Annotated in this window: 12 protein-coding genes; 7 read left to right on the plus strand and 5 right to left on the minus strand. The window is 65.9% G+C overall.

Annotated elements, in window-relative coordinates; all coding sequences use genetic code 11:
- The first annotated feature begins 111 nt into the window (after positions 1 to 111).
- Positions 112 to 204, plus strand: a complete 93-nt coding sequence (locus tag KBY57_RS13590; protein WP_094561510.1) for a cytochrome B6 — start codon at positions 112 to 114, stop codon at positions 202 to 204.
- On the opposite strand, the gene KBY57_RS13595 is transcribed toward KBY57_RS13590, so the two are convergent.
- Both KBY57_RS13595 and rimO read right to left on the minus strand, forming a co-directional pair.
- A complete protein-coding gene (locus KBY57_RS13595) occupies positions 191 to 1,414 on the minus strand; it encodes an MFS transporter (RefSeq protein WP_409996459.1) in 1,224 nt (407 codons plus the stop codon). The genes KBY57_RS13590 and KBY57_RS13595 overlap by 14 nt on opposite strands.
- On the minus strand, positions 1,411 to 2,787 hold the full coding sequence (gene rimO / locus KBY57_RS13600; RefSeq protein ID WP_254996429.1) for a 30S ribosomal protein S12 methylthiotransferase RimO: 1,377 nt from the start codon (positions 2,785 to 2,787) through the stop codon (positions 1,411 to 1,413). The genes KBY57_RS13595 and rimO overlap by 4 nt, the downstream gene beginning before the upstream one ends.
- Before the next feature lie 105 nt (positions 2,788 to 2,892).
- Between rimO and KBY57_RS13605 the strand changes: the two genes are divergently transcribed.
- On the plus strand, positions 2,893 to 3,819 hold the full coding sequence (locus tag KBY57_RS13605; RefSeq protein ID WP_254996430.1) for a vitamin K epoxide reductase family protein: 927 nt from the start codon (positions 2,893 to 2,895) through the stop codon (positions 3,817 to 3,819).
- A 6-nt stretch (positions 3,820 to 3,825) separates the two neighbouring features.
- Here KBY57_RS13605 and nadB read toward each other — a convergent pair whose 3' ends face one another.
- From nadB to KBY57_RS13620, 3 genes are all read right to left on the minus strand, one after another.
- Positions 3,826 to 5,502 carry an L-aspartate oxidase gene (gene nadB / locus KBY57_RS13610; protein WP_254996431.1) on the minus strand — a complete coding sequence of 559 codons (1,677 nt, stop codon included), beginning with the start codon at positions 5,500 to 5,502 and terminating at the stop codon, positions 3,826 to 3,828.
- Positions 5,503 to 5,574: 72 nt separating this feature from the next.
- A complete protein-coding gene (gene psbU / locus KBY57_RS13615) occupies positions 5,575 to 5,952 on the minus strand; it encodes a photosystem II complex extrinsic protein PsbU (protein ID WP_094561507.1) in 378 nt (125 codons plus the stop codon).
- Between the two features lie 111 nt (positions 5,953 to 6,063).
- Positions 6,064 to 6,768 (minus strand): DUF3120 domain-containing protein, encoded by a 705-nt coding sequence (locus KBY57_RS13620; RefSeq protein WP_315859808.1) that lies wholly within the window; start codon positions 6,766 to 6,768, stop codon positions 6,064 to 6,066.
- 157 nt (positions 6,769 to 6,925) lie between these two features.
- Between KBY57_RS13620 and KBY57_RS13625 the strand changes: the two genes are divergently transcribed.
- The 5 genes from KBY57_RS13625 to KBY57_RS13645 all read left to right on the plus strand — a co-directional run bounded on the left by KBY57_RS13625 (position 6,926) and on the right by KBY57_RS13645 (position 13,178).
- Positions 6,926 to 7,807, plus strand: coding sequence for an undecaprenyl-diphosphate phosphatase (locus KBY57_RS13625; protein WP_254996432.1), 882 nt, complete (start codon positions 6,926 to 6,928; stop codon positions 7,805 to 7,807).
- A 23-nt stretch (positions 7,808 to 7,830) separates the two neighbouring features.
- Positions 7,831 to 9,225: a TIGR03279 family radical SAM protein gene (locus tag KBY57_RS13630; RefSeq protein ID WP_254996433.1), complete on the plus strand. Its 1,395-nt coding sequence runs from the start codon at positions 7,831 to 7,833 to the stop codon at positions 9,223 to 9,225.
- Positions 9,226 to 9,302: 77 nt separating this feature from the next.
- Entirely contained in the window at positions 9,303 to 10,949 is a 1,647-nt protein-coding gene (locus KBY57_RS13635; protein ID WP_409996460.1) for a TolC family protein, read from the plus strand.
- Between the two features lie 4 nt (positions 10,950 to 10,953).
- A complete protein-coding gene (locus KBY57_RS13640) occupies positions 10,954 to 12,372 on the plus strand; it encodes a BCD family MFS transporter (protein WP_254996435.1) in 1,419 nt (472 codons plus the stop codon).
- Positions 12,369 to 13,178: an inositol monophosphatase family protein gene (locus KBY57_RS13645; protein ID WP_254996436.1), complete on the plus strand. Its 810-nt coding sequence runs from the start codon at positions 12,369 to 12,371 to the stop codon at positions 13,176 to 13,178. The genes KBY57_RS13640 and KBY57_RS13645 overlap by 4 nt, the downstream gene beginning before the upstream one ends.
- Positions 13,179 to 13,361 lie beyond the last annotated feature (183 nt).

Consider the following 13,361-nt stretch of genomic DNA (forward strand, 5'->3'; position numbering starts at 1 on the left):
GCTTGGACTGCGCTGGGATGCGTCTCGAATGGAATCAAGCCTAGGTGGTTCACGGAAGGGCTGATGGTGCCCGCTTTCTGCTGTAATGGCTGAACCTTTGACAGGGCAGCCATGGGTGTCGCGATCTATCTGGGCCTCGTTGGTGGTGGTTTGGCCGTGGCCATCGCCGCCTCGATCGTGCTGCGCGGCATCAAGCTGATCTGAGTTCCAGCCGCAATCGGCCCCGCTGACGCAGTTCGATCAAGCCCAGCACCAGCCCGGCTGTTCCCAGTAGGGCAAACGTACCGCGCAGTCCCAGCGTGAGGCTCAGGGTGGCCGCCAGCAATCCACTCAGCCCGCCACCGCCGAGGAAGGCGATCTGGCCTAGCCCCGCCATGCGGCCTCGGATCGCCATGGGGGCCCCCACCTGGCTGATCAGGTTCACCCCCGACAGCAGGCAGGCGGTGCCGGCCCCGATCGCAAAGGTGGCCACTAGCCCCAGGCTGCTTGTGGATGGTTCGCTGAAGCGGGCCATGGCCAGCTGGGCGGCGGCCGTCACCACCGTGCAGCTGCCCAGCAGTAGGGCGGGCCGCTGACTCAGCCAGCGGCTGTGGCGTTGCAGCACGAGTCCGCCGCTGATGCTGCCGGCGGCCAGCACGCTGGTGAACAGGCCCAGGGCCTGGGGGGATGGACCCAGGAGATCCCGGGCCATCAGCGGCGCCAGGCCTGGGTGAAAAAATCCCACCAGGCAGGCCAGCGCCGTGTAGCGCAATACGTGCCGCAGAACCGGCCCACTGCCTGTCCAGGCGGCCCTGAGGCTGCTGCCGGCACCGGCGACGCTGCGGTGCTCCTGGGTTCGGTTGGGTTTGATCAGCCACAGCACTGAAGCGATGGGCAGCAGGTAGGTGGCGGCATCGATCGCCAGCGCCAGTCCCGCCCCCGTCCAGGCCAGCAGCCAGCCCCCCAGGGGCGGGCCCACCAGCTTGCCCACGTTGAACACCACCGAAAAGCTGGTGATGTAGGGCGCCAATTGGCCAGGACCTTCCACCAGTAGGGCGCAGTATTTGTTGCGGGCGGTGAGCTCGTAGGCGCTGGCAACGCCCACCAGCAAGGTGCTGAGCAGCAGCAGGCCGATCTGCAGGGCCCCATCGCTGAGGGGAATGGCAATGGCGCCGAGCATGCCGGCCCCGAACAGCCCCCACTGGGAGCGGATCAGCACGGTTTCGCAGCCCAGTCGGTCGGTGACCACGCCGGCTGGGCCACTGACCAGCAATGTCGGCATGGCCAGGGCAGCGAAATGCAGGGCCAGCACCATCGGGTTGCCGCTGCCATCCATCAGGATCCAGCCTTTGGCGGTGAGACCGGCAAAGGATCCGGCCGTGCTTAGCCCTGAGGCCACCAGAAAGGTGGTGCGTTGATGCTCACGCCATCTCAAGCGCAGCCCCGCAGCGAGGCCTGGGCTTCATCCACCATCGCCCGGGCACCCACCACCTCACCGATCAGGTCGTAGGTGTCGGCGGCGGTGAGCCGCACCGGCACGAGTGTGCCTGGAGAGGCGCAGAGGCCGCCTTCGCCGGGAAACACCCGCACCTCGCCATCCACCTCGGGGGCGTAGCGGGCGCAGCGCCCGATCATTTCACCTGTGCTGGGGTTTTCCTGCTCAATCAGCACATCCACGATGCGGCCCACCCAGGCGGCATTGCGTGCGGCGGCGATGGGTTGCTGCAGGGCCATCAGGCGGTCTTTACGCTCCTGGGCCACCTCGGCAGGCACCTGATCCGGGAGCTCGGCTGCGGGTGTCCCCTCTTCAGCCGAGAAGGTGAACACACCCACGTGGTCGAACTGCTGCTCGGCCACGAAATCCAGCAGGTGCTGGAACTGTTCCTCCGTTTCGCCGGGGAAGCCCACGATGAAGGTGGTGCGCAGTACCGCCTCGGGCAGCTGCTCGCGGATGCGGCGCAGCACGCCGCCGGTCACTTCGGCCTGCCAGGGGCGGTTCATCGCCCGCAGTACCTCCGGGTGGCTGTGCTGCAGCGGCAGATCTAGATACGGCAGCACGTTGGGCACCTCGCGGTAGGCCGCCAGCACCTCCGGTGTGAGGCCGGTGGGGTAGGCGTAGTGCACCCGGATCCAGGGGATCTCCACCTTTGCCAGCGCCCGCAGCAGCTCAGCCAGCTGTGGCTTGCCGTAGAGATCGAGGCCGTAGTTGGTGGTGATCTGGCTAATCAGCACCAGTTCCTGCACTCCCTGGGCCGCCAGGGCTTGGGCCTCGGCCACGATGCTCTCGATCGGCCTGGAGCGCTGGTCGCCGCGCAGATGGGGAATGATGCAGAAGGCGCAGCGGTAGTCGCAGCCCTCCGCCACCTTCAGGTAGGCCACCGCCTCACTGGTGGTGCGGTAGCGGGGCAGGTGCTCGTCGCCCACGAAGGTGGGGTTGGCGCTCACCTGGTTCACCCGTTCGCCAGCTTCCACCCGCTCCAGCACCGAAACAATGTGCTGGTAGTCGCCGGTGCCCACGATCGCCTTGGCCTCGGGCAGCGATTCGAGCAGCTCCTCCTGGAAGTGCTGGGCCAGGCATCCGGCGATGATCAGCTCCTTGCCTTGCTCTGCCAGCTCCACCAGGGTGCGCACCGACTCCTCACGCGCCTCCTGGATGAAGCTGCAGGTGTTCACCACCACCACGGTGGCGTCGGTTTCATCGGCACTCACCCCGTAGCCGGCTTCGGCCAGAAGACCGAGCATGTGCTCGGTATCCACCCGGTTCTTCTCGCAGCCCAGGTGGGCGAAGGCAACGGTCTTTTTGCTCATCATTTGCTGATCCATCTGACCCCAGCGGCCCGGGCAGCCGACCTTCCACCCTATGGGGGCGTGGGCGGATGGGGCTGCGAGAATGCTGTTAATGCTGCCGTTGCCGTGACCTCCACCCGCCTCAGCCAGCGCCTCAATTCCACCCGGCGCCGCAGCGATCCGGCCCGCCGCTGGGCCCGGGTGGCCATGGCTGTTCTGGCCACCATCGGCGCCATCGACACCGGTGCCATCACCCTCAAGCGCTGGGGGCTGCTCGGCCCGCTGAGTTGTCCCGGTGGGGCCGAAGGCTGCGACAAGGTGCTGAACAGCGCCTGGGGCAGCCTGCTGGGCCAGCCCCTCTCCCTGTTTGGTTGCCTGGCCTACGTGGCCGTGCTGGTGCTGGCGGTGTTGCCGCTGGTGTTACGCGGTGATTCCCGCGCCGCCCTGGCCCAGCGCAGCTGGTGGGGGTTGCTGCTGCTGAGCACGGGCATGGCGGTGTTCAGCCTGCTGTTGATGGGGCTGATGGTGGTGAAGATCCAGGCCTTCTGTTTCTTCTGCGTGCTGTCGGCCACGCTGAGCCTGGCGCTGTTTGTGATCAGCCTGGTGGGCGGTGAATGGGACGACCGCGGCCAAGTTGTGTTCCGGGCTGTGATTGTGGCCCTGCTGGTGGCGATGGTCGGCCTGGGCTGGGCTGCCTCGGTGGATCGTCCCGCGGCGGAGCAGGGCGCCGGCGTGCCCCCTGTCGTGGAGACCGCCAGCAGCCCCGAGGCGATCGGCTTGGCCGACCATCTCACCCGCATCGGCGCCGTGATGTACACGGCCTATTGGTGTCCCCATTGCCACGAGCAGAAGGAGCTTTTCGGCAAGGAGGCCACTGCCAAGCTCACCTTGGTGGAATGTGCCGCTGATGGTCAGAACAGCCAGAAAGCCCTCTGCGACACCAAGAACATCGAGGGTTTTCCCAGCTGGGAGATCAACGGCAAGCTCGATTCCGGTGTGAAGTCGTTGGCCCAGCTGGCCCAGCTCTCTGGATACACCGGGCGGGTGCCCTAACCCCGCTCAGAGCAGGGGCGAGGTGGAGGGCGGTTGGTGTTGTCGCTGGTCGGTGTGGCGCTGCCAGAAGGGCTGGGCTGCGGGGGCATCGGTGCGGTGGTGCCCGCCGCGGCTCTCGCTCCGAAAGAGGGCGGCTTCGACCAAGAGCCCGGCCAGCACCAGTCGCTGATGCAACTCCTGCAACCCTTTCAGGGCTGGCAGGTCGGCGGCGGCGAGCTGAAGGGAGTGGCCAGGCGTGAGCGCCTGGAGCCGCTGCCAGGCAGGGCTGGCTTCCAGCTGCAGGCGTTGACTGCGCACGTTCAAGAGGGCAGGCGCCAAGGCGTGGGCACTGCGTTCGACACCCGCCACCTGCCAGCACAGGTCCCGTAGGGCGCTGATTTGGGCTTCCAAGGCCCACAGCTGTGGTAGGCCCAGCCCGGCCATCTCGGGCAGATCCTGTTCCCCGCTGGTGTCGGGTTGGGTTGGGCGGGGCTGGTCTGGTGCGGGCGGCAGGTGGATGGTTCGCAATTGCCGGGCAAACACCAGGCACTCCATCAGGGAGTTGCTGGCCAGACGGTTAGCGCCGTGTACGCCGGTGCAGGCCACCTCCCCCACGGCGTAGAGCCCGGGCAGGCTGCTGGCGGCGTGCAGATCCGTCCAGATGCCCCCCATCCAATAGTGGGCGGCGGGCGCCACGGGGATTGGTGCGCGGGTGGGGTCGAGCCCCAGTTCTCGGCAGCGCCCCAGGATCGTGGGGAACTGCTGCTCCAGTCGGGGGACTCCCACGGGCCGCAAATCAAGCCAGAGATGGTCCACGCCCAGCGCCCGCATGCGCTGGGCCAGGGCTCGGCTAACGGCGTCTCGGGGGGCCAGATCCCCGCCCGGCAGGCCATCCACAGGGCTGTCGCCCGCCCCATCCACCAGGTGGGCCCCTTCGCCGCGCACGGCTTCGGAGATCAGAAAATGGGGGGCTCCCGGCAGCATCAGGGCTGTGGGATGGAATTGCACGAATTCCAGATCGCGCACCACCGCTCCTGCCTGCCAGGCCATCACCACCCCATCGCCGCTGGCCAGGTTCGGGTTGGTGGTGTGGGCAAACAGGTGGCCGCCTCCCCCGGTAGCCAGCACCACGGCCCGCGCCCCCAGCCAGTGGATCTGGTTGCCTTCGAGCACCTGCAGGCCCACGCAGCGGCCGTGCTCCATCCAGAGCTGCAGCGCCACCACCCCCATGCGCTGCTCGAGCAGGGGCCGCCGTCGCACCTCCCGCTCTAGGGCATCCACCAGGGCGCCGCCGGTGCGGTCCTGGGCATGCAGCACGCGCCGGTGACTGTGGGCGGCTTCGAGGGTGGTGCTGAGGCCATCGCCGTCGCGGTCAAAGGCCATGCCCAGTTGGAGCAGGCGCTCCACGCAGGCAGGAGCCTCTTGCACCAGCAGTTCCACGGCCACCCGGTCGCACAGGCCGGCACCGGCGCTCAGAGTGTCGGCGATGTGGCTGGCGAAGCTGTCGTTGGGCCGGGTCACGGCCGCGATGCCCCCCTGGGCCCAGCGACTGGCCGATCGGGGGGTGCTGCTGGGATCGCTGTCTTTGCTCAGCAGCAGAACGCGTAGATGGCTGGGCAACTCCAGGCAGGCCATCAGGCCGGCAGCTCCGCTGCCAACCACCACCACATCCCAGAACTGCTCTGCCATGGCGGCTGAAGGCATCCGGCAAGGACCGGCACTAAAAAAGCCGCCGGAAGGCCCCGACGGCTTTCAAGGTGGGAGTGAGCTTAGAGCTCAGCGGTATTGGCCATCGTTGATGCGGTCGTCGCCCTCGTTGAGGGCAATCGATGCCTCAGTGACGGTGAAGTTGTCCTTGTACTTGTTGAACAGTTCCTTCTGACGGTCGGTCAGATCCAGGCTGAGCACATCATCGACGCTCTGATAGGGACCACCGAGAACGATCTTGCCGGCCAGGGTGGGATACATGCCGGGATAATCCTGGAAGCGACGGACGGAGCAATTGTTGAGGTCCACCTTGCCGGCCCGCTCGGCGATTTTGTCGTCGGCCAGGTTGCGCCGGTCGGCGGCATAGGCGGCGGGGGGAATCAACAGCGTGATCAGGAGGCCGGCCAGCACCACCCCACTCATCAGCCAGGCAACCAGCCGTTTCATCACGACACTCCGTTGAACTACGGGACGGGAGGTGGTCAAAGCCACCAGGACTCAACGTTACAGAGCTGAGCCTGGATCCCTGGGCTGGCTGCCCCAGGATTTTGCAGATCTTCAGATCAGACCGCTCAGGTTGGGCGCCAGTAGGGCAGCCAGCAGAAACAGGGCGTCTACCGCGAGGGTGGTGGCCAGGGCGGAGGCGGTGATGCGCCCCACCGGCCCCCGCTGCCAGAGCCAGCGGCAGGCCTGCAGCAACAGCGCCCCGCAGAGCAAGACCAGGGTCATGGGCAGGGGAGCCACCACCTGCTGGGCGGCGGCTTGTAGCAGCAGCGGCGCATCCGCAGGGCTGGCACTCAGCACCTGGGGCCAAAAGGGCATCACGCCTGTTGCCGCCATGGCGGCATCGGTGAAGGCCGTCCCCATCAGGGAGCCCAGATAAAAGCCGCAGGCCAGCTTCCAGCGTCCCTGCAGCCCCGCAAGGGCCAGCGGTAGAGCGAAGGCCTCAATCGGCAGATGCCAAAGGGGATGCAACCGAACCCAGCCCCAGAACAGACACCCCCCCAGCCAGCTTCCGCAGAACCCCACCAGCAGCTCGCCGCTGCGGCGGATCCGGGGGTTGGGGTGGTGGGCCAGGGCCAGGGCAAAAGCCAGCAGCGGCACGGTGAACAGCGCTGCGCTGAAGGGGGCCAGCCGCACCCAAGGGGCCTGCAGGAACACCGGCAGGGTGACCAACACACCGCTGATCAGGATCAGTCCAGGGTTCTGAGCCGCCTGGAGCCACGCCCAGGCCCCATTGCTGGCCCATGGCGTCGACGCCAAAAGCCCGTTGCCCACCGCGGCAAGCGGTTGGCCCAGAGCCGGAGACTGTGCGCTGGGACGGGCCCCGACCACCAAGGGATGTGAAGAAAGTTGTCCAACCTTAAGGGGTCGAACGGGGGTTCCGGCCATAGGGTCGGCCGAGCTTGCCTGGCGCCGCATGGCCCTGTTTGCCGTTCTTCCCGATCTGCCCGCCCCGACCATCGGGATCTGGGAAGCCTGCTTCCGATCGCTCATCCTCGGCGTGGTGCAGGGGCTCACGGAGTTTTTGCCGATCAGCAGCACGGCCCATCTCAAGGTGGTGCCGGTGCTGCTGGGCTGGGGTGATCCCGGTGTGGCGGTGACCGCCGTGATCCAACTGGGCAGCATTGCGGCGGTGCTCGGCTATTTCCGTGCTGACCTTGCTGAGGTGCTGCGCGGGGTGGCCCGGGCCTTCCGCCATGGCCAATGGACCGATCCCTCCGCCCGCATGGGGGTTGCCATCGCCCTGGGCACCGTGCCGATCGTGTTGGGGGGTCTGGCTTTGAAGCTCTGGGTGCCGGGTTACGACAACTCGCCGCTGCGCAGCATGGGTTCGATCGCGATCGTGTCCATCGTGATGGCCCTGTTGTTGGCCTGGGCTGAATGGGTGGGCAGCCGCCGCCGGCAGCTCGACGACGTGCAGCCCCGTGATGGTCTGTGGGTGGGTCTGGCCCAGGCCCTGGCGCTGGTACCCGGCGTCTCCCGCTCCGGCAGCACCCTCACCGCTGCTCTCTTCGACAGCTGGCAGCGCCCGGCGGCGGCCCGCTTTTCCTTCTTATTAGGCATCCCGGCGATCACCCTGGCCGGACTGGTGTCGTTGAAGGAGGCCTTCAGTGCCCCCGCCGGCGGCGGCGTGGTGCCCATGTTGGTGGGAATCGTGGCCGCGGCGGTGGTGTCTTGGCTGGCGATTGCCTGGTTGCTGCGTTTCTTGCAGCACCACAGCACCTGGGTGTTTGTGATCTACCGGCTGCTGTTCGGCGTTGGCATCCTGATCTGGTTGGGCGCCAGAGTGAATGGCTAGTCCTTTGCACACCCCCTCCCGCCGTGTGGAATGAGCCCTCTGCGGGGATTGCCCTGGCTGCCCTTGATGGCACGTCCCCCCGGTTGCCGGCCCCAGCCGTGGTGGCCACGGTGGAGCCAGGCTCCATCGGCGAAGAGCTCGGCTTTCAGCCCGGCGATCGGCTGCTCAGCATCAACGGCAAACGCCCGCGGGATCTGATCGACCTGCAGTTTCTGGTGGGTGAGGAGGAGCTCACCCTCGAGGTGGAAGATCCCGATGGCACCCGCCACACGGTGGAGCTGGAGAAGGATCTCGACGAAGGCCTGGGCCTGGGCTTCACCGAGGCCCTGTTCGACGGGCTCAAGCAGTGCAACAACGCCTGTCCCTTCTGTTTCATCGATCAGCAGCCGCCGGGGCGCCGCAGCAGCCTCTACCTCAAAGACGACGACTACCGCCTCAGTTTTCTTTACGGCTCCTATCTGACGCTCACCAACCTCACCGCCGCCGACTGGCAGCGCATTGAGGAGCAGCGGCTCTCCCCCCTGTTTGTTTCGGTGCATGCCACCGAGCCGGAGTTGCGCAGCCGCTTGCTGGTGAATCCACGGGCTGGCCTGCTGCTCGAGCAGTTGGGCTGGTTTGCCCAGCGGGATCTGCAGATCCACGCCCAGGTGGTGGTGTGCCCGGGGATCAACGACGGCCCGGCGTTGCAGCAGACCCTGCACGACCTGGCCGCGTTCGCCGTTGGGGAGTGGCCCGCGGTGCTCTCGGTGGCGGTGGTGCCGGTGGGCCTCACCCGCTTTCGTCCCGATGGGGATGCGCTGGTGCCCGTCAACCGCCACGCCGCGCGCCAGGTGATCGCCCTGGTGGAACCCCTGCAGCAACAGTTCCAGCACGACCTGGGCAGCCGTTTTGCCTGGTTGTCGGATGAGTGGTACTTGATGGCCGGCCTGTCCCTACCGCCCCGGGCGGAGTATGAGGATTTGCCCCAACAGGAAAACGGCGTGGGCAGCATTCGCGCCTTTCTGGAATCGCTTGATGAGGCCACCCAAAACCTGCCGCAGGCCTTGCCCCGGCCGCGGCGCCTCAGCTGGGTGGTGGGCCAGTTGGTGGCCGAAGCGCTCGAGCCTGTGGTGGCCCGGCTGAATGCTGTGGACGGCCTGGAGTTGATCCTGCATGGCTTACCCAGCCCCTATTGGGGCCAGGAGCAGGTGGTGACGGGCCTGTTGACGGGTTCGGATCTGCTGGCAGGCCTGTGGGGTCGCGATCTGGGCGACGCCCTGCTGCTGCCGGCCGTGATGCTGCGCCAGGGGGAGCCAGTCTTCCTGGACGACTTGACTCTTGCTGAGCTGGAGCGCCAACTGCCGGTGCCGGTCCGGCTGCTGGGGGGTGCAGACGACCTTGTGGCCTCCTGTTTCGATGAGAATTTTCGATCTCATTAAGATCTGGCCATAAGGCTGTATCAGGCGTGTCCAAATCCATCTCTCGACTCGCGCTCATCGGCCTGCTGGGGGCTCCGATGGTGGCGCTTGCCGCTGAGGCCCAGGAGTCAGCTGCTGCATCCCCGTCTCAGGCGGAGGCTGGCTTGCCAATGCCTTCACCGTTGCCCCTCGCCCCTGAAACGCTTCAGGGCGGTAGCCCCACCCAAGTGCGGGGTTACCGCCCCAAAGTCAATCCAACCCTAGTGACGCCGGCAGCCACCCAACTGGCTCCAGGCCTGGACAACCTTCCAGCTCCAGCCTCCTTGGCCCTGCCGGTCAAGCCAGAGCAGGTGCGAATTCTCGAGTTGCGGCCCCTGGGTCTGCTGGAGGTCGAAAATCTGGCCGAGGTGAACAACCCCAATCTCAAGGTGATCGCCAGCCAGGTGGATCAGGCCCAAAGCAACCTGCGGGCCCAGATTGCTCAGTGGTATCCCAACCTCACCTTGCAAGCCAACTCGCTGCCGACCTTCTCCACGGGGCAGGCGCGTTCAGATGCTGCCTTCGGCACCACATCGATTTCAGCCACGGATGGCTGGTCCCTTGGTCCTGCTCTGACGGCCCAGTGGGCGCTAATCAACCCCCAGCGGGTCCCCACGATCGCGGCGGCCCGTGATCAGTTTGAAAAGGCCAAATTCCAATACGTGATTGCCCTGCGGGATCTGCGTCTGCAGACGGCGTCCATCTACTTCGACCTGCAGCAGGCCGATGATCAGGTGCGGATCGGTCAGGAGTCGGTGCGGGCTTCAATCGTGAGCCTGCGGGATGCCAAGGCCCGCTTCCAGGCCGGGGTGGCCACCAAGTTGGAGGTTTTGGAGGCCGAAACCCAGCTCTCCCGCGACCAGCAGCTGCTCAGCGACTCCCTGGCGGCCCAGGCGATTGCGCGTCGCACCCTGGCGTCCCTGTTGGACCTGCCCCAGAACGTCACCCCAACCGCCAAGGATCCAGCTCGGGTGTTTGGGGTCTGGCAGCCCTCCCTGCAGGAGAGCATCATCGCGGCGTACACCTTCCGCGAAGAGCTGGATCAGGCCCTGCTCGACATTTCCATCGCGAATAGCCAGGCCAATGTGGCCCTGGGAGCCGTTCAGCCATTTCTTAATATTTTTGCCGGCTTCACCTGGAATGTCTTCAACGGCAACGAGCCCATTGTCACGACTCAGCCCGGCACGGATGGCACGAACTACGAAACGACCCTCGGCCTTAACCTGAGCTGGCGGATCTTTGACGGCGGTGCCGCAGCCGCCCAGTCGCGCCAAAATAAGCAGCTTGCTCAGGAGAACACCTTCCGCTTTGCCCAGAGCCGAGACGGCATCCGTCAGGAGGTGGAAACCAGCTTCTACGAGCTCGAAAAGAACAACCGCAACATCGTCACCACCTCCCGGGAAGTGATCTCAGCCCGGGAATCCCTGCGCTTGGCCCGTCTGCGCTTCCAGGCCGGAGTCACCACCCAGCGGGAGGTGGTGGACACCCAGCGGGATCTCACCCAAGCCGAGGTGCGCTACTCCACTGCCATCACCGATTACAACAAGCGGTTGGCGGAGCTGCGTCGTCGAACTGGTCTCGATCAGGTGGCCAGCTGTCCGCCCCAGTCTCTCTCGGCCGCGAAGCCAGTCGGTGCTTCTGATGTGCCAGTGGAACCCACTCGGTTGATCCCCGCATGTCAGGCTGCTTCCCAAGGAGCGGTTTGATCCGGTGAGCGCCGTTTTGGCTGGTCAGCACCCGACTCTGGGCCTGGCCAATACCCTGCGTCTCGGGCTGTTTCAGGGCTGCCTTGGCTGCCTTGCTGTGATCTTTGCTGGGCTGCTCAACCGGGTGATGCTGAGTGAGCTCGGGTTTCCTGGTCTGCTTGTCGGAGGTGCCCTGGCTTTTGAGCAGTTTGTTGCCCCATCGCGGGTGCTGTTCGGTCAGATCTCGGATGCCCATCCGGTTGGGGGCCGCCATCGCACGCCCTACATCTGGCTGGGTACGGCGCTGTTCTGTGGACTGGCCGTGCTGTCGATCCCTCTGATCTTTCATGTGGGTCGCTTGTTGGACAGCGCCTCCCAGCCGGAGTTGGGCCTTGGGATCGCTGGCCTGTGCGGATTGTTTGCCTTCTATGGGTTGGCCATTTCTCTGGCCACCACCCCCTATCTCGCCCTGGTGATCGATCGCACCAGCGAAGTGGAGCGGCCCCGGGCGGTGGGCATCATCTGGTGCCTGCTCACGGTGGGCATCGTCATCGGCGCGATCGCCATCAGCCTCAACCTGCGCAATTTGGATGGCATCACCGATCCAGCCCTTCTGGAGCCTGTGTTGCTGGGGTTCATGGCCAAGGTGGTGGTGGTGGTGCTGGCCCTCACAGTGGTGTCCACCCTGGGGTTGGAGCCCGGTGGCGTTAAGGACCCGTCTGATTTGGGCAGCGAGCGCCGCGATGACGCCATCACCCTCGCCCAGGCCTGGGCCCTGATCACGTCCAGCCGTCAGGTGCTGGTGTTTTTCTCCTTTCTGGTGCTGTTCACCCTGGCGCTGTTTCTCCAGGACCCCATCCTGGAAAGTTATGGCGCCGACGTGTTTGGCATGCCGATTGCTGCCACGGCCTCCCTCAATGCGTTCTGGGGCATGGGCACGCTGGTGGGCCTGTTGCTCGCCGGCCTTTGGATCGTGCCAAGGCTTGGCAAGTTGGCCACAGCCCGGCTGGGCTGTCAGCTGATTCTCGCCAGCCTCGTGCTGTTGGCCCTGGCGGGCCTGGTGGGCCGGGTGCCGGTGCTTCAGCTGGTGATGCTGCTGTTCGGGCTGGCGGCGGGCATCGGCACCAACAGCGCCCTGGTGCTGATGCTGGATCTCACCCTGCCGGAAGCGGCGGGCACCTTTGTGGGTGTGTGGGGGTTGGCCCAGGCCCTCTCACGAGCCCTTGGCAAGGTGGTGGGCGGTGGTTTGTTTGACCTGGCTCGGGGGCTGCAGCAGGTCTTCGACCTACCCGCCTCCACCTATGCCCCCTACGCGCTCGTGTTCAGCGCGGAGGCGGCTGTGGCTTTTGCGGCTTTGCTGTTGCTGAGCCGCATCAACCTGCGTCAGTTCAGGGAGGATACGGGGAGGAGCCTCAGCAAGGTGCTGGCCCTCGAGCTCGGATGAACGCTGATCCCACCACCTTCCCGGCCCCACATCTCAGTCCTGGTCTGGACGCCTTGCTCGATCGGGTGGCCGAGCGCCAACGCGCCGATTTTGGCCACATGGCCTCCGATCTCAAAGCGGATGGCAGCCTGATCACCGCTTGCGACCGCTGGAGTGACGCCACCCTGGTGGAGGGATTGGCCCAGCTGTATCCCGGCGAGGGAGTCCTCAGCGAAGAAGGGAACAAAACCGTGCCCGGGAGCAATGCCTACTGGGTGGTGGATCCACTCGATGGCACCACGAATTTTGCCGCCGGCATCCCCTATTGGGCTATCTCCATGGCACGTTTTGAGGGTGGTGTCCCTGTGCTGGCGCTGCTGGATGTGCCGCCGCTGCGCCAACGCATCGTGGCCATCCGTGGTCAGGGAGCCTGGCGCAATGGTCGCTTGCTCCAGCCTCCGTCCCGGCAGAGCCACCCCGCCGGTTGTGCGTCGCTGTGCAGCCGCTCGATCGGGGTGTTGCAGAAATTGCCCAACCAACGCTTCCCCGGCAAGATCCGCCTGCTCGGCGTGGCCAGCCTCAATCTGGTGAGTGTGGCGATGGGCCAGACGGTGTCGGCCCTGGAGGCCACTCCTAAGATTTGGGATCTGGCCGCCGCCTGGTTGGTGCTCAGTGAGCTCGGCTGTCCGATCCGTTGGTTGGTGCGATCGCCGGAGGCCATCGCCGCCGGGTCCGATCTCTCAACGGCCGACTTTCCTGTGTTGGCAGCCGATCGGCCGGAAACTCTCGCCCGCTTCATGCCATGGGCCGAGGCGCTGGTGGCCTGATCCTTGCTCTGCGGCCAAAGCAGGTGTTATGTTTTTGGACTGTTCGCAAGGGGAAGCCCGAAGCGAGCAGGCTTACGGCAGAAGGAGGCGAGAGCCGACGGTGTTGTAAGTTTTCTGAGTCGCCGGGAGGCGACGTTCCGCCGAGAGCTCCCGAGAGGGGGAGGAAGCGGAAGCACCTGGACA

This window comes from Cyanobium sp. Aljojuca 7D2 (genome assembly GCF_024346415.1).
Lineage (GTDB): Bacteria > Cyanobacteriota > Cyanobacteriia > PCC-6307 > Cyanobiaceae > Cyanobium_A.

Excerpts from the sequence above, each read along its gene's own strand:
- KBY57_RS13645 (WP_254996436.1), top strand. The coding sequence starts at position 12,369 with ATGAACGCTGATCCCACCACCTTCCCGGCCCCACATCTCAGTCCTGGT.
- psbU (WP_094561507.1), bottom strand. The coding sequence starts at position 5,952 with ATGAAACGGCTGGTTGCCTGGCTGATGAGTGGGGTGGTGCTGGCCGGC.
- KBY57_RS13625 (WP_254996432.1), top strand. The coding sequence starts at position 6,926 with ATGGCCCTGTTTGCCGTTCTTCCCGATCTGCCCGCCCCGACCATCGGG.
- rimO (WP_254996429.1), bottom strand. The coding sequence starts at position 2,787 with ATGAGCAAAAAGACCGTTGCCTTCGCCCACCTGGGCTGCGAGAAGAAC.
- KBY57_RS13590 (WP_094561510.1), top strand. The coding sequence starts at position 112 with ATGGGTGTCGCGATCTATCTGGGCCTCGTTGGTGGTGGTTTGGCCGTG.
- KBY57_RS13635 (WP_409996460.1), top strand. The coding sequence starts at position 9,303 with ATGGTGGCGCTTGCCGCTGAGGCCCAGGAGTCAGCTGCTGCATCCCCG.
- nadB (WP_254996431.1), bottom strand. The coding sequence starts at position 5,502 with ATGCCTTCAGCCGCCATGGCAGAGCAGTTCTGGGATGTGGTGGTGGTT.